The organism is Moritella viscosa (assembly GCF_900120065.1).
Taxonomy (GTDB): Bacteria; Pseudomonadota; Gammaproteobacteria; order Enterobacterales; family Moritellaceae; genus Moritella; species Moritella viscosa.
In genome coordinates, this window is the sequence record NZ_FPLG01000054.1 from 1 (window position 1) to 24,300 (window position 24,300).

Consider the following 24,300-nt stretch of genomic DNA (forward strand, 5'->3'; position numbering starts at 1 on the left):
GCACCACCACAGCGGTTTTCAACGTCTGACATAAGAAAAACCAATTCGCGTACAGCTTGTTGTGCCTTTCTAACAATTGCGTCTTTCTTATGACGCGGTAGTCGACGGTCAGATTCAACTTCTAAGATGTGGCGGTTGATTTCACCGATGTCAGCTGTAACGCTCATTGCGCTCAGCGTTAACGGTTTTGAGTCACCAGCCTTTGGCAGGCGAACAGCAACGAGTCCAATTTCTAAAATCGCACTGTTGATAATGTCGTGGTTGTCAGTGGCCTTGGTTATCTTGATTAACTCATTAACCGTTAATTGGTGGGGTTGATTCGGGTTCAATTTATTACGCAGCATCTGGCCACGCATACCACAGTCGTTTGCTATTGACTCTACGTTCTCAATATCAGCAAAACGGATACAAGCCGCGTCATTTACGTTTTGTTTACTATCATTAATTTCAAACATTGAACAAATTTCCCTATTTGAGATGATGGAGTTACGCAGTGGCGACCACGATAAAAAGATAACCGAGAAGAACCAGATGAATGACACTGGGCACAAGTAAATATAATTCTTGTCGGTATTTGTGAATAAAATTGATGAACGGCATGCTTAATGTTCCTGTTCATCAGCTTGTTTAAATAGTGCGACCATGTTGATTAACACTGTCGCGTTTTTAGAACGCTTTGGCATGATTGGGATCTCGCCGCGTGCGATGAAGGTATCGATCACGCGCACTGACATGCCAGTGATATCCGAATAGACTTTTCGTGTGACATACGGTGAGTCTATTTGTAGAACTGTATTAGCCATGTAATTCCCCTTATAAATAGATAAATGTTTAAATAATTACAGTACCTCGATGATTTCACTCATCATTACTGATATTCTTATCGGTTAACTAAATGCGGTTAAATGCAACCATTTAACCGATATCAGCATTATTGATCCGAAATCAGTTTAACACAACCGTTTTCAGTTGGATTAATTAGATGTATACGCCAAACGGTTGATTTAAAAGGCATAGTATGAGTAAATTAAATATTGGTAAGTACACTGATTTCGGGGAACGTCTAAAAGAAGTCATAGGGGCGACTTCGATTAAATCTTTTTCAACAGAGTCAGGATTAGGAACAACAACTCTTCAGAGTTATATGAAGGGAGCTAGTTATCCAACTCTAGATCGATTAAATTTAATTGCTGAAACTGCAAAGGTAAGTATTAATTGGTTACTCACAGGCCAAGACGGTGCAAATACCACGCATCCCAATACGTTGAAGTACACAAGAATCCCACACTTTGATGTTCACGCCTCAGCGGGCACAGGCTCTGAACTGGTCGAAAGCGGCATAAGCAAAAATACAGTTGACATACATCCACAAACCTTATTAGACCAGGGCTTGAATCCAGAAGGCTTATTGTCCATGTATGTTAAGGGCGACTCGATGGAACCGTCTTTGTTTGATGGCGATATGATTTTAGTAAAAAAAATGCTTTCTCCATTTAGCATTCTTGAAGGCGTGTATATTTTTCGCGTGCTTAACGAGATATTCATTAAGCGTATACAATTCAATAAATACAGTGCGAAGCTAAAAGTTGATAGTGACAATCCCTTTTATGATTCATACACCATCACAGGTAATGACCTTAACGATGTTGAAATTATCGGTGAAGTGATCTGTACCATTTTCAGTAAAGTGAGACGAATTACTCGACCAACCGATGAGTCAGTAGCAATAAATTAGGTAAATGTGGGATTTAGTAAGGTTTAATTAGCCACTGAATATTTTAATAATCATGAACTTATAATTCAAATATTGTAAACTCTTAGTTTTACCACCTAGGAGTTATATTATGAAAAAATCTTTAAGTCCCATCTTTAAAATCGTACTTGGTTTTGCGATTTTTACCTTCCCGATCTTATTTGCTTGGGTAACCCTCAAAAAAGGGTTTACGAAAGCTTATAAAACAGTATCTTTTCTTTGGTTGGCAACCTATGTGATTTTTATCGCCTATTCAGCAAATTCAGATCTAAATAACAATCATGCCCCAGAGCAACTAAAAATCCTAAGTGTTAGCAATTATGATTTTACAATGAATGAACAACCTGCTGTATCTATTAGCATCGGCAATGATAATGACAACTATTGTTCGATAACAATCAATAGAAGTGACGTATCAACGAATGGCGCATCATTCAGCTCAGAACAAAAAAATAACAAAAGTGTGTCTGTAGACTGCAACTGGGATAAGTCTCACTATGTTCAATCATCTAAACATCCAACACAGGTGATGGTGACTTTATCGGATACTAATACAAAACTTGGGGCAGGTTCTATAGAGGTTTCATTGAAATTGGTGAATGCCAAAGGGTATGGTGAATACTTTGAGTTAAATGATACTGCTCATTTTTATAATAATGAAATGTTTGATAATTTATATTTTTCAGGTTAGCTATTAACTCCTCTAAGTTAACCTAATCTAGCTCTTTTAGATCAGCACCTATAGTGTTTTAAATCGACTTGAATTAGCCTGTATTAATGACAGGCTTTTTTTGTATCTATCCATGTTTATTCACTCGAAATCAAACATAGCTTACTTCTGTAATAAGCATTATAACTGTATATAAAAACAGTGTTTATGACTTATAATCTCAAACACACCTTTTTACACGTTATAGGAACCCCACCATGTCTGTCCGCAATCTCAAAGACGGCAACAAGAAACCTTGGCTATGCGAATGCTACCCCAACGGGACTGCTGGTCGCCGTATTAGAAAACGCTTTGCAACAAAAAGCGAAGCCACTGCTTTTGAGAATCACACAATAAGAGAAGCCGAAAAGAAACCATGGTTGGGAATAAAAAAAGATAAACGGCACCTACTTGACTTAATAGACCTGTGGTACTCGCTGCACGGTAAGAACTTAAAAAGCGGGGACCAGTCATATAACAGACTGCAAGTCATTTGTGAGCAATTAAATAATCCCGTTGCAGCTGAGTTAACTGCCAATGATTATGTCCATTATCGTGCGACGCGCTTATCGGTCCGTAACAGTGAAGACTCATTAGCAAAATCAACTCATAATTATGAGATCACAATATTGAATACCGTTTTCAATGAGCTGATTAAAATGGATGAGTGGAAACTACCAAACCCATTTATCAAACTAAAGAAGTTTAAACTTGAAGAAAAGCCACCTTCCTTTTTAAATGACAAGCAAATAGATTTCTTGTTAGAAGATATCAATCCAACCACACTTGATCGAGATGTTAATCGTGTGATTAAAATTTGCTTATCAACAGGCAGCCGAGTTATGGAGGCTGTGAATTTAAATGTGACTCAATTATCAAAATACAAGATCACCTTTACCAACACAAAAGGCAAGCGCAACAGAACGGTACCTATATCAAAAGACCTGTACGACGAAATACACACAGATACTGCAGGTCCGTTATTTTCCTGCACTTATAATGACATTAGAGATAGGATAAAAAGTAGTATAGATGAATTGCCAAAAGGACAAGCAACCCACATATTGCGGCATACATTTGCAAGTCATTTTATGATGAATGGGGGTAATATCTTAGTATTACAACAGATTTTAGGCCATACTAATATTAAGCAGACAATGGCATATTCTCATTTTGCACCGTCACATTTAAATGACGCTATATTGCTTAACCCTCTTGATATGAGGAGAAAAAGTGGCGGTCAGCAAATTCAATCGCCACTTAATCGCCACAAAGAAAACAGTTAAATGTAAGTGATTGATTTAAAAGGCATTGATTCGCTAGTAATTCATGGGTAAGATATTACCTATACTTTAGCGGATTAATGGCAATGCATTTAGAAACAAGTAAGTCATTGTTTTTCAATGCTTACTGAATCCATTTTTCTATTCATATAGTTACATTTAATTGCACAATGTCACCTGTCGACCGCTATTTAATCGCCGTGATCCAAGTTAAAACGCATGCAGTCATACTTGAGTGCAGGTGTAGGAAATATTTGATTATAAAGGTGTCTAACGATTAATCATAACATGCGCTATGCGCAGCTTGTTTAGATTGTCATCTAACAATATCTGTAAATTTTTGAATCAGTGATGTTGTATTCTCACTATTCTATATCAAGCCTATTTTCCAACAAGCCTCATTGGAATTAAGTTTAATTATCGAGCTGTGCAATGTTGATTATGATGAATGAAAAAGAACTTCATCGTTTAGGTGTAATTAAAGATATTTGTCATAAACGGATCACTCAAGTAGCGGCTACTACACAGCTAAATTTAACGCGTAGACATATTCATAAGCTAAGGCAAGTTCATCTCAGGATTAAGGAGATGAACAATATGGTACTTTAAATTTGCCTTAACAACTGTAAGTGCATGTAACAGCAGTAAATCAAGTGAGGTTTAGTATTACAACAAAGCCATTGTAGGTAGACCGTTTTTCTGCTATTAATTTATTACGCCACACAAAACCCTAGAGCCACCTCCACCTAATTTTTTAGGGTGGTCAGAGTGATTATCACCACCGAGGTGCACCATTAGCGCTCTGCCTTTTACGTCAGAGAGTTTCACTCGTGGTGCTAATACAGGCTGATTAGCGACTCCATCAATTCCAACGTATAAGGCTGGTAAGTCACCTAGGTGGTTATCACTGGTCCAAGGAAAGCCGTGTTTACCTGTTTCTTTCGGATCATAGTGACCACCTGCCGCCCCTCCCTGTATGGTTTTCCCATTTTTAACACTGCTTTCACATGAAGCATTTGAATGTATGTGAAAGCCGTGTATTCCAGCAGGTAAGTCTTTTAATTTTGGAGTGAAAACAGTGCCATAATCACTTTCAGAAATGGTTACGATACCTCTAGACTTCCCTGAGTCAAGGTTGATAATATCTACCGATATTATTTCAGCCACTACAGAGGTCGAGAGGAACGTTAGTGCTGTAAGTAAAGTGTAATTTTTCATACCGTAAATATCCTGTTCTTAATATATTATGATTGTTGTTCGCGCAAAATTAGTCATAAAATTAATATTCCACCTTAAATTAAAGATAGAACTTAAAATGCTTTAAATATTAAAGAACTTTAACGGTTCTATAATTTTTAGAGAATGTAACAAATATTAATGGAGATTAATATTTGTTACATTCTATTGGTTTAATCGGCTAAGCATATTGGTATGGTGTACTTCACTGAAGTGTTTCCTCTAGAATTCTATTTTCTCAACGCTTTCAAGAATAGTAAGTCGAAAGACACCTAAGTGTTTGATGAACTAAATTTAGTTTGCTGACTTCGAACTAAAGCAAGTTCATCTCGGGATAAGGATATGAACAATCTGACATTTAAACTTGCCTTAATAGCCCTTCACATAAACTCTAATTGAAATGCTTATTTCTAATGTTTTAGTAATATTGGATACAAGTCACGAATAGGGGGGAGAGCGCCTTTATATTGGATTAGCGTGTACTGTTGTGATATGAAAGAATCTAGCGATTATCTCCACTTTCATTAACCACAGCATACGCTAAATTAGCTATACCACTATAATCGTAATTCACATTATATTTTTAGGGTAGTAAAAGTTATCGACCATCATAGGCACGTTTTAACATACTAGGATTAAATACCTTATAACTGGTTTCCTGGTCACGTTTAGCCACGTACATAGCAATGTCCGCAAACTTAATAACTTCATTGCTACTCTTTGAATCATCAGGTGATAGCGCCGCACCAATACTAATTGTGATATCCATCGGTTTTCCTTCGATAATAGCTGGCTTTGCAAAGGCAGAGAGTATTTTCTCTGCAACACAATCGACATCCCTATTATCTTTGATGTCCCTTAAAATAATTAGGAATTCATCACCACCAATACGGAATACCGTATCACTAGAACGCACTGCATTATTAAGGCGATTTGCTGTTTCTTGTAGGATCAAATCGCCAATATCGTGGCCAAACGTATCATTTACTTGTTTGAATAAGTTTAAGTCTAAAAATAGCACCGCAATCTTATCGTTTGTGCTTTCGAGGGCATTTATAGAGGCTTCAACCTCTTTCGAGAGCGTTATTCTATTCTTTAACCCTGTGAGTTCATCATGATGCGCTTTGTAATCTAATGCTTGCTCTCTTTGAAGTACGTTTTCACTCATTACGAAAAATGTTGCAAGTAAGTGTCCCATCTCATCTTTTTCAACAACATCTATGACTTCTAGCTTTTCGCTTGATTCTACCTTTTTCGCACTCTTAAGTAATAATTTTAGCGGGTGGAAAAAGTTGCGTTGTAAAAAGGTAAACGTAATGATAGCCAAACCAATAAAAAATATAATTTCAACTGCGATAAGTGTCATTAATTGTGTTCTACTTTCCCTAAAATCTCCCTTTCTCTGTTCGAGAAGTACAAGCTCTGCATTGATAAACGTACTTAAATTGGTTCGAATATTATCCATATATTTCTTACCTGAGTTCTGCTTTACGATACTAAGAGCTTTATCCGCATTACCACTTTGAACAAGCTCAATTGTTAGCATCAATTCATCAAACTTCAATAGCATGTCCTGTTTAACACTAACCAAAATGGCCTGTTGACTCGGGTTATCAGAAGTCAGTATATTTAATTTCGTTAGATAATCTTTAGCAGCAACGATACCTCTATGATAAGGCTCTAAATATGATGTATCACTGGTAAGTAAATAACCGCGCTGCCCAGTTTCAGAATCTGTTATAGCACTTAGAAATTCTTGCGTTCGATGCAGTACTTCATGTGTATGACTTACCCACCCTAGTTTTTTTTTACTATAAGTTTCTAACTGAAAAGTAAAAATGGTGTTAAAAATAGCAACTAAAAATAATGTAAAAATCAAAATCGATAATTTTAGACGAATGCTCAATGAGAATCTTCCTTCTTCTTTTATGAGACGTAAGCTAGCTTATTAACCCTAAATTTATTAAACAACATTTCACTAATTATCTGTACGATAGCATCGCAATTTCAACAATTAAGTACTCCATGTTCAATATCTTTATTATTGACCTAGTGTAATCATTAAATAGTTACAAAACGTGATTTTTTAACGACTTATCTATGAGATAAGATTTAAATCACACTTTAAATTACCATAACTAATTGTACACACCATAATATGATTAATCGTAATTGAAAAATATCGACATGGATGATAAAAATATCCCTACTTACCACTCTATTTAGCCTCCAAGTTCAATCCTCAGAGTAATAAAATGAATATGTTAATGATGATGTACTAAGAGCTATTTAAATATGAACTTGAATCAAGACACATTTTTCAGACATTATCATTTAAGGTACATATGAAGTTCGTACTTATTATTACCATGTTAATATTACCGACAATAACGGAAAATCAGATATTTTGACTCACGTAAGTAAATTTTAGGATCACTGAGAATGGGGCGAAGCAATTACAAGCAAGCACCGGGGTTGCCTTTATATTGGGTGGTTCTAATGATTATAAATATCAGATAACTGAAGCGTTTCTTGAAAGTGGCCTAAACGTTAATGGTATTAATTATGCTAGTGATAATAAGCTCAGTGCTTTACACTCAGCGGTCTTATTAACTGATAAAGAGAGCGTCTTATTTTTGCTAGAGCATAGCATTTATATCAGCATCAAATCAGAAAACGGTTTAACAGCATTAGACTGGGCGATCAAAATGCAAGAAGCAAATCCGGCCAAAAGTAGAGATGAAATAGTTCAGATATTAGAAGCCGCAATTAACTCATAACAAGAAACCTCAACTTAGTATTTTTAATCGTACTTAACTTTTATTGAATTTATCAACCCCACGCTCCACCTATGGCGCTAATTTTTAATGATTGAGTAATATAGCCTATACTTTAAATGAGGTATCCGGTACTTTAGTTAATGAGTATAATAAATCAGTAAATAAACTAAAGTACATTATTTCAAGATTATAGTACTTCATTTCAACTTAATGAGTTGCAAGGACGCGTATGGATATTAATTCTTTAACTTCACGTTTTGTACTGTCGCCTAGCAGTAAATCGGTGAGTAAATTATCCAAAATGTTTACGCCTGCGGCCGTGCTATTTCCTATTGTCGAACGAGAGCAAGAACTGAATCTAATTCTAACTCGTCGCGCGTCACATCTACGCCACCATAGTGGTCAAATAGCGCTGCCAGGCGGTAAAACAGAAAAAACAGATAGTTCATCCATCGCCACCGCATTACGTGAAACCCATGAAGAAATAGGTATTCCAGCCGATAAAATAACTGTATTAGGAACACTACCCAGTCGAGCAACGATTAGCCGTTATTATGTCACCCCTGTCGTGGCTTTGATCGACAGTGATTACCAATCCAAGATTGATCCCAATGAAGTCGATGAAATCTTTGAAGTACCGTTATCTTTCCTGCTCGATAATGACAATCACATTATAGAAAAAAGTTTATTTAAAGGTAAGTATCGTGAAGTGACCTTTATGCCTTGGGGGAAATATCCAATATGGGGAACAACAGCGGCAATAATTAAAGATTTTTCGAAACACATTCGTTCGAATTAAACGTTAAAACCACGCCATTAAGCGTGGTCCAAAATAAAACTATAGCCAAGTCCGAGGTTCTGAAACAACATCAACTAACGCTTGTTGCGCTTCATTCTGCGGCTCTAGATCATCATAGTGCCAACTGGCAAGCGGAGGCATAGACATCAAAATAGATTTCGTTCTCCCCTTGCTTTGCAGACCAAAAATAGTGCCACGGTCAACAATCAAATTAAATTCCGCATAACGGGTGCGACGGAACAATTGGAACTCGCGTTCTTGTTCTGTATACGGCTGATTTTTGCGTTTAGCAATAATTGGCGTATAAGCTTGCGTATAACCATTAGCAACAGATTCAATAAAGCTTAAACTTTTCTCAATATCCCACTGATTCAGGTCATCATAAATGATGCCGCCAATACCACGATATTCTTCACGGTGTGGCATATAGAAATATTCATCTGCATCTTGTTTGAACAGTGGGTACAGCTCATCACCAAATGGAGCGACAGCATCACGCGCCACTGTATGAAAATGACGAGCGTCATCTGCGTACAAATGAATAGGCGTTAGATCAAAACCACCTCCCAACCACCAGTGCTGTTGACCATCATTATCAGTCACCATAAACATGCGTACATTGGCGTGACTTGTCGGTGCATGCGGGTTACGTGGATGAACCACTACTGACACACCCATCGCTTGATATGACATCCCCGTAAATTGTGGACGTTTAGCCGATGCAGCCGCCGGTAATTTATCGCCACTTACCATCGAAAAGTTTACACCCGCGCTTTCATATACTTCACCGTCACGTAATACACAACTTGTGCCCTGACCGAGATGACTAGTCCAATGATCAGCGATAAACTCGCCGTTGGTTTCTTCAGCCTGAAAAGCCGTGATAATTGATTGTTGGATATTACGAAAAAATGATTCTAGGTCATTAATACTAACTGACATAACTACCTTGCTTATCACTTAAACAGCAAACATTGAGGCCGAATGCTATCTAAAAGATGATTAATAAAAATACACTCACACAGATGAGTGTGAAAAGAAATCAAACCGCTTTAGCCTAAGGTTCATCCCTCAGCTAAAGCAATTGGAAATATTATGCAGAGATCTCAGCGTAGAGATCGCAAAATTGCAGTGTCACTTTATGCTTAGGCGCACAATTGATCAAGGGCTGGGAAATATTATGTGATTCTTTTACTTTCACTGAGCTGTGGATCAGGGTATTTAAAATCGGTAAATTTTCCGACCTTAATTCTGCAACCAGTTTTTTTGGTAAACTAGCTTGCCCTTGGTACTGGTTAACCACAATCCCTTCTACCCGTAATTTATCATTATGATCTTGTCGTGTTTCTTCAATATTGGCTAATAAACTATATAAACCACGACGTGAGAAATCATCACAATCGAAGGGAATCAAACAAGTATCCGCAGCAATCAAGGCCGACAAACTATAAAAGTTAAATGCAGGCGGTGTATCGATATAAATTTCATCGTAATCACGCCTTAATTTCACCATAGCATCACGCAATTTATAGATCTTATGGCGTTGTTCTAATTTAACAATCAATTCACCAAGCAATTCTGACGCTGGCATAATGGCAAGATTAGGAAATGCCGTCTGCGCGATAAAGTCATTATAAGGTCGCCCTTTCATAATAATATTTAATGTCTGCTCAAAAAATTCAGCAGCACTAAAATCAACCTTATAATCATTTCCTAATAAATAGGCACTGCTATTACATTGACTATCTAAATCGATAATAAGCGTACGCTTGCCTTCTGATGCAGCGATAGCAGCCAAATTACTACAGATCGTAGATTTACCTACGCCACCTTTTTGATTAAAAACAACACGGATCACGAGACACTCCCTTATCTAATAATTATTTAATAGTTTAACTCTCTAACGTTGATTTACAGACAATCGACTCAACCTGATGTAACAGCAATAACTTCACAAGTTCTTCTGGCGGTTCGATATCAGTAAATAGTTTATTAACTTGATTCACATTACCAATGTTAACCATAGCATTACGACCGAATTTTGTGTGGTCAACAGGTAAAAATACCTCTTGTGAACATTCAATGATAGCTTGTGTCACACGTACTTCCTGATAATCGAAGTCGAGTAATGAACCATCCATATCTAAACCACTGATAGTCACGATACCGAAATCCATTCTAAATTGCTTAATAAAGTCGACAGTTGCTTCACCAACAACACCAGCGTCTTTATTACGCACTTCACCACCAGCCACAATCACCCTAAAATCAGGTTTCTGCATCAAAATCGTCGCCACATTCAGGTTGTTGGTAACAATTCGTAAATTAGTATGAGTAAGCAATGCGTGCGCTAAGGCTTCCGATGTAGTGCCTATATCAATAAATAACGATGAGCCATCGGGAATTCGCTCCGCCATCGCTTGTGCTATTTTCATTTTACCTTTAGCTGTTTTTTGTTTGCGGTTAACGTATGAATCATTAACCACACTGCTTTCTAATAATGAAGCACCACCATGATGACGGCGAACCAAGTTTTTTTCAGCTAATTCATTTAAATCTCGGCGGATTGTTTGCGGACTGACTGAAAAATGTTCAACTAAGACTTCAGTACTGACAAACCCTTCTTCTTTAACCAGCGAAATTATTTTTTGATGACGTGTATTTTGTCTCACATCTTTCTCCCTGCTACCCCTAATGTAATTATCGAAAGGGAGTTAAAATTTACACTTAGTTTATATCATATTTACACCCGTAAACCTGAAAAATAGCGTCAATAAACAAAGTTTAACCTCATTTTGAGATATACTAATGAAAGAACATCAATAATTTCAAGTTGCCATCAACAAGTTCAACATTGCAAGCAACGTCTATATTCAAGTAACTAAAATACAATGAGACTATAATAAATGGCTTCAGATCCCGATAAATTACTCAACAAGCATCCCGGATTAACCCATTCAGAACTTCAGAAAGTCACTTCTCATGTACAAAGAGAAAAAGACGAATGGTACCTCAATACTGTCATGATAGAAGGCCACAGCGTACCTTTCAAATTTAAACGCAAAAAGGCTTATAGGTCATTAACCGGCGTATACGTCAATCTGACTTACTACCCTGAGGTTGAAAACGTCGCAGGATTCAAGATAGAAATTATGCATGTGGTCAGAATAAAGAAAACATAAGGTGCTTATGTAGTATTGCCATGGATTTTTTATATTGTGATTAGGCTTGTTGCAACCATTTCAGCGAGTTACACTAGAGTAAATATTACTAAACTTAATGTATGATTCGAGGGAACGACCAGATGAGTAAATCTAAAATCATTGCAGGTATTGCTGCTGTCAGTATTATATTTTATGCAACGGCCATTTATTGGAGTTGTGAGCCAGATAACTTCAGTCCAACACAAGTCACGGAAGAGTTAACTAAAAATAATACTGATATTGCAGTAGGTTCTTACACCACTGCCACGCTGATTAAAACACTTCAAACATTAGATGACAAGAATGGTGGTTACCTAAGCAATTCAATATTTCCACCTGCAATTTTGATGGATAACATGCCATCATGGGAATATGGATTATTAGAGCAATCACGTGATCTGATGTTAGTATTACGTCGTGACTTAAGCCGCTCACAAACGCAATCAACTGAAAATAAAGATCTACAAAAAGCCCACGGTTCGTTAAATGTTGAACACACACGTTTGTTCCCAACTAACGCCAATTCTGAATATAAAAAGACAATATCTGAACTTCAAAAATACCTAGATAAATTAAACGATTCACAATCAAAAAATGCACAATTTTATGCCCGTGCAGATAATCTTGCAGAATGGTTTAAACAAGTGGAAAAACGTCTTGGTTCATTATCACAACGTTTAAGTGCGTCTGTTGGTCAATACCGTATCAATACTGATTTATCGGGTGATCTTGGCGCTGAGCAATCCACATTTACAGAGTCTGGTTCTACCGTTAAAACATCATGGTTAGATATCGATAATGTATTCTGGGAAGCACGTGGTTCTTCTTGGGCACTTTATCACTATTTAAAAGCAGCTCGAGTTGACTTTAAAGGTGTATTAGAGAAGAAAAATGCCCTCGCAAGTGTTGACCAAATAATCCTTGAATTGGAAGCATCACTTCAACCGGTAAGCAGCCCTATGATTCTAAACGGTTCTGGTTTTGGTATGTTTGCTAACCACTCACTGGTAATGGCAAACTACCTGTCTCGTGCTAATGCAGCCGTAATTGACCTACGCAGATTACTAGAACAAGGTTAATAACGAACTTTTGAGTATCATTAAGCCAGTAACTAAGCCTGTAACAGTGTTACGGGCTTTTTTGTGTCTGAAATTCATGACAAACTACAGATTCATAAACCATTTATTATGCGTTAAGCACAAAGCAATGTAGAGATATCAACAATGCAAACAGTATTAATTACCGGTGCTTCAACTGGGATAGGTTATCACGCGGCAGTAAGCCTGAAAGCGGCAGGTTATCGCGTTTTTGCCACGGCTAGAAAAACGCAAGACGTGACAAGGTTAATTGATCAAGGTTTTGAAAGTGTGCAACTGGACTTAAGTTCTACAGCCTCTATTACTGCTGCTGTCGCACATATAACCCAACTCACCGATGGCAAGATTGATGTGCTTTTTAATAACGGCGCTTATGGTCAACCGGGTGCAGTCGAAGATTTACCGACAAATGCGTTACGAGCGCAATTTGAGACCAATGTATTTGGCTGGCACGAGCTAACCACACAAATTATTCCATTAATGCACGCCAATGGCCGCGGCCGAATTATTCAAAACAGTTCGGTTCTGGGGTTAGTAACGATGAAATATCGTGGGGCGTACAATGCCAGCAAATTTGCGCTAGAAGGACTAACAGACACATTAAGACTGGAGTTATTAGATTCACCAATCAAGGTATCGCTTATTGAACCAGGCCCTATTGTTAGTCAATTTAGAGCCAATGCACTGTCAGCCCTTAAAGCCAATATTGATATAAAAAACAGTATCCATAATGCCGATTACCAACAGCAAATTAGTCGGTTAGGTAAAAAAGACGTCAGTAGTCAGTTTACGCTTGGCCCAGAGGCAGTAACTAAAGCACTTATTCATGCGATCGAAAGCAAAAATCCGAAAGTCCGTTATTACGTAACCTTTCCAACCTATTTATTTGCCTTGTTAAAACGTATTTTACCCTTTAGAGTATTAGATAAAATATTAGCTAAATCAGGCTGATATTCCCCTATTAACAGTCTCAAACTTGGAGTTAACATGACCACTAGTTCAGCATATGAAGAGTTATCTAAGCACTTTAAAAAAATCCATAACCTAAGCCACCTGTCTTCTATTTGTGGTTGGGATCAAGCAGCTATGATGCCTGCTGGCGGTAATGAAGCACGCTCTGAAGCAATGGCCGAACTAGCTGTCATGATCCACCAGCAAAGTACCGCGCCACAACTTGCCGGCTTAATTAACCAAGCGCAAGCTGAAAACCTGTCAAGTGAGCAACAAGCCAGCTTGGCAGAGATCGACCGTAGCTGGCAGCAAGCCAACGTGGTACCGGAAGAACTTGTCTCGGCAAAATCGTTAGCAGGTTCTAAATGTGAACACGCTTGGCGCACCCAGCGTAAAGAAAATGATTGGGCAGGTTTTGCTAAAAATTTAAAAACAGTCGTTGAACTGTCACGTGAAGAAGCCAGTATTCGCGGCCAAGCAAACAACTGTAGTAACTACGATGCCTTGATGGATTTGTACGAACCGGGCATGACCAGCGCCCAACTAGACCCTATTTTTGATGATGTGAAGTCATGGTTACCAGAATTAACGCTCGCAGCCCAGGAAAAACAACGCAGTGACAATGTCATTATGCCAACAGGACATTTCCCGATTGCATCTCAGCAACAGCTGGGATTAAAAACCATGCAGATCCTCGGCTTTGATTTTAACCATGGCCGCCTTGACGTATCAACGCATCCATTCTGTGGTGGTGTATCTTCAGATGTACGCATAACAACACGATATGAAGAAGATGACTTTACCCAAAGTTTGATGGGCGTTGTCCATGAAACTGGCCACGCTCGTTATGAGCAAGGTCTACCAAAAGCATTAAACCACCTACCTGTAGGTCAAGCGCGTTCGATGGGTATTCATGAAAGCCAAAGCTTGTTATTTGAAATGCAACTAGGCCGTAGTCAGGAGTTTTTAACTTTACTGACACCAGAAATACAGAAGGCTTTTTCAGGTACAGATAAGGCTATTTATAACCCGCTTAATCTAAGTCAGTGCTACACACGAGTGAAGCCAGATTTTATCCGTGTTGATGCAGACGAAGTGACTTACCCTGCGCATGTAATGCTACGTTATGAAATCGAACAAGCACTGATGAATGGCGATATTGAAGTTGATGATATCCCAGAATTATGGGCGCTTAAAATGCAGCAATACCTTGGTGTAGATACCAAGGGTAATTACCGTAATGGTTGTATGCAAGATGTGCATTGGACAGATGGTAGCTTTGGTTACTTCCCATCTTACACATTGGGCGCAATGTACGCCGCACAGTTCATGACGACAATTAAGCAACAGATGGATGTTCCGGCAATCATTACCAGCGGTGATTTATCACCTATCTTTAATTGGCTCAAAACTAACATCTGGAAAAATGCATCACTGTTAAGTACCAATGATTTAGTCACTAAAGCGACAGGTGAAACATTAAACCCTGCGCACTTTAAAACCCATCTACAGGCGCGTTATTTGTAATGCCCATTTAGTTTAAATTAATAAACTATAAAAAGGCCGCAACTTCAAGTTTGTGGCCTTTTTAGTTTTATTTACCATCATCTAATCGTTTCAATGCTTTTCGGTAACTATTTGGGGTCGCGTGCTTATAGGCTTTAAACTGACGATTAAAGTTAGCTTGATTAAAATAGCCCACTTTTTCCATGATTATATTTATTGGTAATTTAGTGTTAACGAGCAGTTCACAGGCAACATTTAACCTAATTTTCATCAAGTGTTGTGAAAAATTTTCTTTATAATGTTTGAAGAAAAACCGTCTAATCGTACTCTCGCTAACATATAAATGGCGCGCTAAGTCCGCTTGATAAATAGGACGCTGAAAATTTTTAAGAAGAAACGTTTCTGCCTTTCTAAGCTTATTTTCAACGTGATTATTCGGATCACCTTGAGCGGTCTTTCCCAATAACAATGGCGTTTGCTGTTCATCATCAATTAAAAGCGAAAAAATACGCATTAAAGTTGCTAATTGCTCAACGGAATTGAGTAATAACACGTCGTCTAGCAACAAAAAAACTTGCTCTGCAGTCGTCAGTGAGAACTGTATGCCTTTTTGCGCTTCGCTTAAAACAGAACGTAATGGCTTGAGTTCACTGCAGCAATAGATTAACTGCTCAATCCATTCTTTTTTAAACCATAACACGTGCGTTTCACAACGCTGCGATATCGGCAGTTTATCAGAGCAAAATGCATGTGGGATACTTGGCGCCAATAATACCATGTGATTATGATTGATATCGCTACAATAGTTTCCAATAAGACTTAACCCATTAAAATTGCGGTGTATGGCGATTTCATATTCTTCATGTTGGTGCCAATCAAATTTTTTTACCTCTTCCAATACTTTCTTATACCGCCAAGACATTCCAATGCGTTGCGGTACCTTCTCAATATATTCTTTCATATACTCGACCTATAGAACAATAATACTGATTAGTACTAATAAGTAATGATAACGCAACTAATGAGCGAATAGTATTGCTATGTGAATGGGGAACACTCATGTGTTATCGCCAACAGAGTAAACTTGAAAGTAAGTGAAAAGACTCAACTGGAGATAATAATATGAATGGTTTGATAAACAGAATTAATCAGCTAATTATCGAAAACCGTAGTGAATGGATTGGATTAATCACCTATGGATACGGTATTGACAGTAATGATGCTATCAAGTACTACGGATACACATCAATAGAAGATTATAGCCAAGACTTGATAAAATACTTTTCTAATAAACAGCACTGATTTAATCGAACAAGCAACAGGGTGATTACTTACCGCCTGTTGCTTTCAATCTTAAATTTTTTAAGAATCGTCTTACACTATTTTGCCACCTGGTGTACGTTAGGTAACAAGCGTAATAGCTTAAACGCTTCGGGCATGTTTGCCTGTGTCACCACAAAACCCATTAACACCTCATCACGATCAAAAGCCTTTGCGGTCATTCCCGAAGTAGTTAATTCTATTTGCCAGCGCGCATCTTCCGCAGTGGTATTCCCACTTAATTGAATAGGATATAGCGGCGTTTTAACTTTGACTAACATCGCAGGAAAAATCACATTCGTCGCAGCATTCGTTAGCGTTTTTGCTAACGCATTAGCACTGAGTATTATTGGCTGTAAGAAAGCCAAATGTTTACCGTCAATCTCAGCACAATCGCCGATTGCAAAAATATGTGGATCATTTGTTCTTAATTGCTTATCAACAACAATACCACGATTGACCGCGAGTCCAACCAAACTCGCTAATGTAGTATTAGGTTTCAAACCAGCAGCACACACCACACTATCAACCTTGGCGCTATATCCACTCTTAAAATGAACCTCGATACCAGTATCCGTTTTTGTCATCTTGCTGAGTTCATTACCCAGCTGCAGCTTAACTCCCTGCCTTCTCATTGCTTGATACAGCTGAGATGATATAAATTCAGGTAGTAAATTAGGCAGTAATGAATCTGACCGGTCGCTTAATATCACATCATAATGAGCGATAGCCAAATCCATCGCAATTTCAGTTCCAACTAAACCAGCACCAACAACTAATACAGATTTAGCATTCGCTAATTGTTCCTGTGACTGCTGATATTCATCCAAACTGTTTAGCGTAATAATCTCTTTGGCAGCATCCCCATCAACAAATGGCACAAACGATTGTGCCCCCGTAGCAAGTACCAAGTTATCGTATGCTATCTCGATGCCGTGACAACTCACTGTTTTTTCCGTGCGATTGATTTTATCAACATGGGTATTTTTCATCAGGGTAATATTATATTCAGCCGCAAAATCTATCCCACTTTGCTTAACCATATCTTGCGCAGTCAGTTTTTTGCTAAATACATGGCTCAGTTCAGGTTTGACATAATCATCACCACTGCCAGTGGTTATCACAATAATTGCTTGTTCCTTACTTAACCGACGAATTGATTTAACTAATTGATAAGCAGCAAACCCACTGCCTATGATAACGACGGGTGAACTCATGCTACATCCTCAGTTTTTATCTCTTCAAACACATCTTTACCTAAACCGCACTCGGGACAAAGGAAATAATCAGGTACGTCTGACCATGCTGTACCCGGTGCAATATCTTGATTTGGTTCACCTTGCGCAGGATCGTATACCCACTGACATACCGTACATAACATCGAGCTCTCAGCATCAAACTGTGCCACTGCACTTTCTGGTATTGACTTTTGAACTGCAACGGTCTGCGGAGATTGTTCTAGTACAGCTTGATTTTTTACAGGTGCAACTACATCTGCAACCGTATGATTTGTTAACGCCCACTCTTTCGCTAGCGTGCGTCCATATTCACGGCATGCTAATATCGCTTTACCATCTGGTTTCCATTTTGTTTTAAGGCTTGGGTAAGCTGCAAAGCCCGCTTCATGCAATCGCTTTTCAATGCGATCAATCGCTCCACCAGTCCAACCATAACTACCAAATGCAGCTGCTTTTTTGTTTTTAAAACGCAGACCGGTGATCTCTTCCAGCATGGCAGCAACTTTAGGCATCATCACATTATTCATCGTTGATGAACCCACTAAAATGCCTTTAGAAATAAAGGCATTCGATAAAATTTCATTTTTATCATGACGTGCCACATTGAATACTTTCACCGCAACATTGCTATCCGCCTCATGAATCCCCTGCGCAATGGCATCCGCCATCATGCGGGTATTATTCGACATAGAATCATAAAAAATAGTAATGCGGTCTTCTTGATATTTATCTGCCCACGCCAGATATTGTTCAATGATTTGAATCGGATTATCACGCCACACAACACCGTGTGCAGTCGCAATCATATCGACGGGTAAATTAAAGCCTAATATTTCTTTAATCTTAGCACTAACTAGCGGGCTAAATGGAGTAAGAATATTGGCATAATAACGTAAACATTGATCCATTAACTCTTTCGTATCTACTTCATCATTGAATAAACGCTCATCACAATAATGCTGACCGAATGCATCATTACTAAACAGCACCGCATCACCGGTCATATACGTCATCATGCTGTCAGGCCAATGTAACATGGGGGTTTCAATAAAGACCAACTGCTTACCATTACCTAAATCTAAGCTATCACCCGTCTTAACCACGTTAAAATTCCACTCAGGGTGGTGGTGGTGACCGGTAATTGAATCAATCGCATTTTCGGTACAATAAATAGGGGTGTTCGGTATTTTATTTAATAATGCAGCTAATGCACCTGCATGATCTTCTTCAGCATGATTAATCACAATGTAATCAATTTTGTTAAGGTCAACTTCCAGTTCTAATTGTTGAATAAATTCGTAGCAGAATTTGTGGTCAACCGTATCAATTAGTACCGTCTTTTCTTCTTGAATAAGATAACTATTATAACTCGTGCCTTTTTCTGTTTTAAATTCAGTACCGTGAAAATCACGCACTTCCCAATCACGCTGTCCAACCCAAGAGATATTATTTTTTACATGAATAGTCATATTGTATTCCAATTAAAGAGTTAACGAATTTATACACGTTCTAATTGCACGTACCATACCAAAACTGCAAATCGTTGATTTAATTGAAATATAGAGACTTAAGCAGTCATAATGACTATCTTTACATATTGTCATTATGACTATACAATGTCGATAAGACAGTATTTAATATGGCAGACGTGATGCAAACTAGTACTAAAGACCTTATCCATATCGCCTTAGATTTAACAACCAATATCTCCAGTCAGGATCGTTTCGAACGCCTACTTACAACAATGCGTAGACTATTCAACTGTGATGCATCTGCGCTATTAGAGTTTAAAGGACTGCATTTCAAACCCTTAGCAATTAATGGCCTTAATGCTGACGTATTGGGCAGGCAATTTAATATCAGTGAACACCCTAGATTAGAAGCCATTGCCAGGGCTGGTGATGTAGTCAGGTTTCCTGCAGACAGTTCTCTGCCCGATCCTTATGACGCCCTGATTACCTCACATGAAGGTAATTTGCATGTACATGCCTGTGTCGGATTACCTTTAATGGCAAATCAACGCCTGATTGGTGCCCTTACCCTCGATAGCTTTGATCCCCATCAGTTTGATAACTTCAGCAATGATGAACTACGTACGGTGAGCGCGCTTGCAGCCGCGACACTTAATATTGCATTATTGATGGATAAACTGGAAAAAGCGGCAGGCGATATGACAGAATCAGATCCCGCCAAACATCAACCCCAAAGTAACACTGAAATTATTGGTCAATCCGCGCAGATCCAAGCCTTAAAAAAAGAAATAAGCGTGGTTGCGAGCACCGATATGACCGCCTTGATCTTGGGAGAAACAGGAGTTGGTAAAGAATTAGTTGCCACCGCAATCCACCAGCAATCTTCTCGAGCCGACAAACCCCTGATATACCTTAACTGCGCAGCTTTACCAGAGTCTATTGCAGAAAGTGAACTATTTGGACATGTAAAAGGCGCATTTACCGGTGCGATAAGTAACCGCAGTGGTAAGTTTGAATTAGCAGATAAAGGCACCCTATTTCTTGATGAAATTGGTGAGTTAACCCTGACTTTACAAGCAAAGCTATTACGGGTATTACAATATGGCGACTTACAACGTATTGGTGATGACCGAAACTTAAAAGTCGATACGCGTATCATAGCGGCAACCAACAAAGATTTAAAAGAAGAAGTACTTGCAGGTCGTTTTAGAGCAGATCTTTATCATCGCCTTAGCGTATTTCCCATTACTGTATCACCGCTGCGCGAACGTGGCGAAGACATTATATTATTAGCTGGTTTTTTCATTGAACGCTGTCGCAGCAAACTGCAATTAAGTCACCTGAGTTTAAGTTCCACCAGCCAAGCTATACTGATGAATTATCCATGGCCAGGTAATATCAGAGAATTGGAGCACAGTATTAACCGCGCTGCGATTCTGGCCAGAGCAGAAGCTAAAGATGAATACGTAGTGCTTCAACCTGCACATTTTAAGCTTGAGCATTTTTCAGTTGGAGTAACAGATACGACTGAGCAACCAATAATGCCCATCACCAGCATACCCGTCGATAATTTACGTGACGCGACCGAGCAATTTCAACGACAGTTAATTAGCAAAGCACTCAAAGAAAACAACAATAACTGGGCTGCAACGGCACGCCACCTTTCTGTCGATGTGGGCAATCTTCATCGATTAGCTAAGCGGATTGAATTGAAACAATAACAATTTAAAGAGTAAAATTGCAAAAGTAAAAAGGCCGCACATTTATATTAATAAAGATGTGCGGCCTTTGTTTTATTCACTTTACCTAACTGATATAGATAACTATTTCATCGGCTGTGATATTTGCTGTAATGACATATCACCCGGTGCAATAGCCAGCGTCATCCTCGCAATTCCACTTTCTGAATTAAACCCACTAAGGTTTAGAACAACATCCAATTTTATCTGTTCTAAATTACTTAACTCAATATTCATACGGCCATCATCTAAAAATGTTAGCGGCCCTTGTAGATGAACATTTTCCAAAGGATAACTGTGCAGGTTATGTGTAACTAAACCACCTAATACACTCATAAATGGATTATCCATATAGATATCTAAATCAATTTTGAAATTAAGTCTGTTCTCTTCTTCATTCCAAATAATATAACCCGTTGGAACTTCTGTTTTACCATTCACAACCGAATACTTAGGACGCATAATCATAGTGCCAGTTGGTACTTCAGATTCAATAAGACCAATGTTAAAGAAACCAAGCATGGCTGCAACGTTTACATTTGAAGATATCAATTGCTCAGCATGGATTTTCACTGGAATTCGATTATTTTCAATATCGTATTCACCTACTTCCGTCGGCATAAAACCACTAATATGAGTTTTAGCATAATCATCACTGCAAGTTTGATCTAACTCACAACCTACAGTAGCTCTAATTAATGCACCACCAGTCTCTAATAGAGATAATTTAGCAAAATTACCACTGACAACTTCTTCCTTTATCTCATCCCAACGGTAATCACGGTTGGTATCGGTTGTTGGCATCATTAATGGGTTAAACACTAAGTTACCAGCAGGCGCAGCGCGAAATGGCATTAACATATCTGGACCGCCAAGATCTTCATGGCTATCAGGCTTTAACAAGGTTGTTTGTAAAGGATAACCTTGCGCACTACACAATACCTCACCCATTGAACAATCAACGCTACCTTTGGTTTCACCTTCCGCAGAAATTAAAGAATAACGATATACGTTGGAACCTTGATCCTGCCAGTTATCGCTTGGCGAGAAAGTTAATATTTTATTCTCATAATTAAGCACTCCAGGTACAGTTTCGATACAGTTACCAGACCCATTAGGTTCAACAATTTCGACACGGAACGAACCGGTATTACATGCTTCACCTAGACGTATACTAGCTTCATCCATCTGCTGACTGAACGCTACAAAAATACCGCGGTCTTCTTGTAGGCTAAATATATTTAACTTTTGATCTGTCGTTAAACCACCAGCACAACGACCCGCAATATCAAGGCCTAAATCAGTATCTTCAAAGGCGCATGAATAACCCGGCACCATACCTTCGACCATGGGTGCTGTATAGCGAGCCGTAACCTCGTCATGTTCTTCAAATTCTGTCCCCTGCTCTTTATTTGGAGTAGAAAAACTTTGCATTACATAGGTACTATTACCCGCCAGATCTTTAATTACACCATTGACGGTATAATCCGTTAAAGGGATTAAATTCTCTGTAGGGTCAATAATAATGGAAGCCCCATCCTGTGAAATAAATGTTTCCACAGCACTACCATTTTCATCTTTAAGAATAAGATTCTGTAATGATGCTAAATCTAGCGGTTCGTTATAGGTAATTGTTACATTATCACCTAAACTAAAATGAGCTGTGTTCACATTAGGGTAAGTGGAATGAAATACCGGAGAGAGAGCATCAAAAGCGGCGGGCGGGGTCTCAACTTCAGTATACGACTCCATATGGAATGAGACTTGTGCATGTGCATTATCAACACCTAAAATTTTCAAATCAATTTCACTGATAGCATCAATGATCATCGTTGGGCCTTCCGTTCTGACGGTCCCCATTAATTCAAGGTGCATAATGTTCTGACTTAAGCCACCGTTAGCTTTACCATTTATTTTTCCATTTTCAAGATAACCATCAGTGGTCATCGCTACATCCATGAACAGGTGCAATTGCTTCGGTGCATATTTATGATCTGAACTGGTATTATTAATTAAATAACCTGTCGCATCAGAAATATTAGTCATGCGAATATTACCGGTATCGAAACCCGTTGGAAATTCCCCCCCCACTTTAACCGTCAGGTTAGAACTATTTAAAATAGAACCTTTGCGGATAACAAGTGGAGCCGAACTATCAAAATTACCCAAGTTAGCGAGTTCGGTAATCAGATCAGAATCCACATAAGTGGTGTCATTAGCACCAATCAATACTGATTTAATGGTTACCGCATTAATGAGTTCTCCAGAATAAGGTGACTCCTGATAACCATTATTCAAGGTCACATTCATTGGTTTAAATGCATGGTCGCCCGAATCTAATACCGTAAATGTTTTTTCTAGACCCGCAAAGCTATTCCCCACCTTATCTTTAACATCACTACTGACGATTAATTCATACGTCGCATCAACATCAAGGTCAACCGTAGGATCGAATGTGATATAATGGCCTTTGGCAATTAAATTACCGGAAACTTGCTCTGTCGAACCGATTTTTTGGAATTTAAATGAGTCACCAGTAATCAAGGTTTTAATATCAATTTCGTTGGTCATACGTAGACGTAATGACGTGAACGTCGTAAACGGCAAGTCATCCGTCGGATAAAAACCATTTGTGTCCAATGTAAAATTAGCTGAATGTTTACCTAATCGAGTCGTGAATGTCAGAGGGTCTTGTGCCGTTCTTTCTGCGATTAACTCTTTATTATCCCCGCCTTCATTAATCAAGCTGATTTCATAAATAACGGTATATTGTTCGCCCGCTTTAAGTGCGCTTGTTGGTTTAAATGCCAAACCATTCGTTTTTGGGTTTTCAGAATCCGTCGCAAAACTCCCCTCGGTAACTTCAACCGACGTCACTTCAACCACATTACCGTCACTGTCTATTAAGCTAAAATCTTGCGCTGAAAAGCTATCTAACGGATGGGAAAATGATAATAATACGGAGGTATTAACCGCAACATCACTTTGACCATTCGATGGGAATGAATAGAATTCATGCGCATCAAATAAACTTTTAGCGCGACGTTTTGCTAATTCATCTCGACTTTCTTCTGCCGTTAAAATTGGCTTTTCCACTTTTTCATTATCTTGTGGTTCAAGCCCACAACCTGCAAGCATGACAGCCGAGGCAACGAGGCTACTCTTAACAAAAGAGCTAAATAAATAATTGAAACGAGAGTTAACTGTTTTCATA

21 protein-coding genes are annotated in these 24,300 nt (G+C 38.5%); 10 read left to right on the top strand and 11 right to left on the bottom strand.

The window, feature by feature from the left end:
* Together BT797_RS09055 and BT797_RS09060 are read right to left on the bottom strand one after the other, a co-directional pair.
* Positions 1–455, bottom strand: a 455-nt coding sequence (locus BT797_RS09055; protein ID WP_075471866.1) for a phage regulatory CII family protein, incomplete at its 3' end; no start/stop codon positions are given.
* 147 nt (positions 456–602) lie between these two features.
* Positions 603–803, bottom strand: coding sequence for a Rha family transcriptional regulator (locus tag BT797_RS09060; protein ID WP_075471747.1), 201 nt, complete (start codon positions 801–803; stop codon positions 603–605).
* 215 nt (positions 804–1,018) lie between these two features.
* Between BT797_RS09060 and BT797_RS09065 the strand changes: the two genes are divergently transcribed.
* The 3 genes from BT797_RS09065 to BT797_RS09075 all read left to right on the top strand — a co-directional run bounded on the left by BT797_RS09065 (position 1,019) and on the right by BT797_RS09075 (position 3,748).
* A complete protein-coding gene (locus BT797_RS09065; protein ID WP_075471749.1) occupies positions 1,019–1,735 on the top strand; it encodes an XRE family transcriptional regulator in 717 nt (238 codons plus the stop codon).
* 109 nt (positions 1,736–1,844) lie between these two features.
* Positions 1,845–2,444 carry a hypothetical protein gene (locus tag BT797_RS09070; protein ID WP_075471751.1) on the top strand — a complete coding sequence of 200 codons (600 nt, stop codon included), beginning with the start codon at positions 1,845–1,847 and terminating at the stop codon, positions 2,442–2,444.
* A gap of 236 nt (positions 2,445–2,680) precedes the next feature.
* Positions 2,681–3,748 carry a phage integrase gene (locus tag BT797_RS09075; protein WP_075471753.1) on the top strand — a complete coding sequence of 356 codons (1,068 nt, stop codon included), beginning with the start codon at positions 2,681–2,683 and terminating at the stop codon, positions 3,746–3,748.
* Positions 3,749–4,450: 702 nt separating this feature from the next.
* Here the strand turns inward: BT797_RS09075 and sodC are convergent.
* Together sodC and BT797_RS09090 are read right to left on the bottom strand one after the other, a co-directional pair.
* On the bottom strand, positions 4,451–4,963 hold the full coding sequence (sodC, locus tag BT797_RS09085) for a superoxide dismutase family protein (RefSeq protein WP_075471755.1): 513 nt from the start codon (positions 4,961–4,963) through the stop codon (positions 4,451–4,453).
* 616 nt (positions 4,964–5,579) lie between these two features.
* Positions 5,580–6,887, bottom strand: a complete 1,308-nt coding sequence (locus BT797_RS09090) for a diguanylate cyclase domain-containing protein (protein WP_045111485.1) — start codon at positions 6,885–6,887, stop codon at positions 5,580–5,582.
* A 580-nt stretch (positions 6,888–7,467) separates the two neighbouring features.
* Here BT797_RS09090 and BT797_RS09095 point away from each other — a divergent pair.
* Complete coding sequence (locus tag BT797_RS09095) at positions 7,468–7,761, top strand: ankyrin repeat domain-containing protein (RefSeq protein WP_045111486.1); 294 nt, start codon at positions 7,468–7,470, stop codon at positions 7,759–7,761.
* Positions 7,762–7,990: 229 nt separating this feature from the next.
* Positions 7,991–8,560, top strand: coding sequence for a CoA pyrophosphatase (locus tag BT797_RS09100; RefSeq protein ID WP_045111487.1), 570 nt, complete (start codon positions 7,991–7,993; stop codon positions 8,558–8,560).
* Between the two features lie 39 nt (positions 8,561–8,599).
* Here BT797_RS09100 and hemF read toward each other — a convergent pair whose 3' ends face one another.
* The 3 genes from hemF to BT797_RS09115 all read right to left on the bottom strand — a co-directional run bounded on the left by hemF (position 8,600) and on the right by BT797_RS09115 (position 11,232).
* Positions 8,600–9,502, bottom strand: coding sequence for an oxygen-dependent coproporphyrinogen oxidase (gene hemF, locus BT797_RS09105; protein WP_075471757.1), 903 nt, complete (start codon positions 9,500–9,502; stop codon positions 8,600–8,602).
* 151 nt (positions 9,503–9,653) lie between these two features.
* Entirely contained in the window at positions 9,654–10,418 is a 765-nt protein-coding gene (locus BT797_RS09110) for a ParA family protein (RefSeq protein ID WP_075471759.1), read from the bottom strand.
* A gap of 34 nt (positions 10,419–10,452) precedes the next feature.
* Entirely contained in the window at positions 10,453–11,232 is a 780-nt protein-coding gene (locus BT797_RS09115) for a DeoR/GlpR family transcriptional regulator (protein ID WP_075471761.1), read from the bottom strand.
* Positions 11,233–11,466: 234 nt separating this feature from the next.
* On the opposite strand from BT797_RS09115, the gene BT797_RS09120 reads away from it, so the two are divergent.
* The 4 genes from BT797_RS09120 to BT797_RS09135 all read left to right on the top strand — a co-directional run bounded on the left by BT797_RS09120 (position 11,467) and on the right by BT797_RS09135 (position 15,338).
* Positions 11,467–11,742 (top strand): hypothetical protein, encoded by a 276-nt coding sequence (locus BT797_RS09120; RefSeq protein ID WP_045111491.1) that lies wholly within the window; start codon positions 11,467–11,469, stop codon positions 11,740–11,742.
* A 122-nt stretch (positions 11,743–11,864) separates the two neighbouring features.
* Positions 11,865–12,842 (top strand): DUF2333 family protein, encoded by a 978-nt coding sequence (locus tag BT797_RS09125; RefSeq protein ID WP_045111492.1) that lies wholly within the window; start codon positions 11,865–11,867, stop codon positions 12,840–12,842.
* Positions 12,843–12,986: 144 nt separating this feature from the next.
* Positions 12,987–13,811, top strand: a complete 825-nt coding sequence (locus BT797_RS09130) for an SDR family oxidoreductase (RefSeq protein ID WP_045111493.1) — start codon at positions 12,987–12,989, stop codon at positions 13,809–13,811.
* A gap of 36 nt (positions 13,812–13,847) precedes the next feature.
* On the top strand, positions 13,848–15,338 hold the full coding sequence (locus BT797_RS09135; protein ID WP_045111494.1) for a carboxypeptidase M32: 1,491 nt from the start codon (positions 13,848–13,850) through the stop codon (positions 15,336–15,338).
* A gap of 67 nt (positions 15,339–15,405) precedes the next feature.
* On the opposite strand, the gene BT797_RS09140 is transcribed toward BT797_RS09135, so the two are convergent.
* From BT797_RS09140 to norV, 3 genes are all read right to left on the bottom strand, one after another.
* Positions 15,406–16,278, bottom strand: coding sequence for a helix-turn-helix domain-containing protein (locus tag BT797_RS09140; protein ID WP_075471762.1), 873 nt, complete (start codon positions 16,276–16,278; stop codon positions 15,406–15,408).
* A gap of 418 nt (positions 16,279–16,696) precedes the next feature.
* The gene (norW, locus tag BT797_RS09150) at positions 16,697–17,854 is read right to left on the bottom strand and encodes an NADH:flavorubredoxin reductase NorW (protein ID WP_075471766.1); all 1,158 of its coding nucleotides are present in this window, start codon (positions 17,852–17,854) and stop codon (positions 16,697–16,699) included.
* Positions 17,851–19,344, bottom strand: coding sequence for an anaerobic nitric oxide reductase flavorubredoxin (norV, locus tag BT797_RS09155; protein ID WP_075471768.1), 1,494 nt, complete (start codon positions 19,342–19,344; stop codon positions 17,851–17,853). The genes norW and norV overlap by 4 nt, the downstream gene beginning before the upstream one ends.
* A gap of 182 nt (positions 19,345–19,526) precedes the next feature.
* On the opposite strand from norV, the gene norR reads away from it, so the two are divergent.
* Positions 19,527–21,068: a nitric oxide reductase transcriptional regulator NorR gene (gene norR, locus BT797_RS09160; RefSeq protein ID WP_139291658.1), complete on the top strand. Its 1,542-nt coding sequence runs from the start codon at positions 19,527–19,529 to the stop codon at positions 21,066–21,068.
* Between the two features lie 102 nt (positions 21,069–21,170).
* Here the strand turns inward: norR and BT797_RS09165 are convergent, their stop codons facing one another.
* On the bottom strand, positions 21,171–24,299 hold the full coding sequence (locus BT797_RS09165) for an Ig-like domain-containing domain (RefSeq protein ID WP_075471770.1): 3,129 nt from the start codon (positions 24,297–24,299) through the stop codon (positions 21,171–21,173).
* Position 24,300 lies beyond the last annotated feature (1 nt).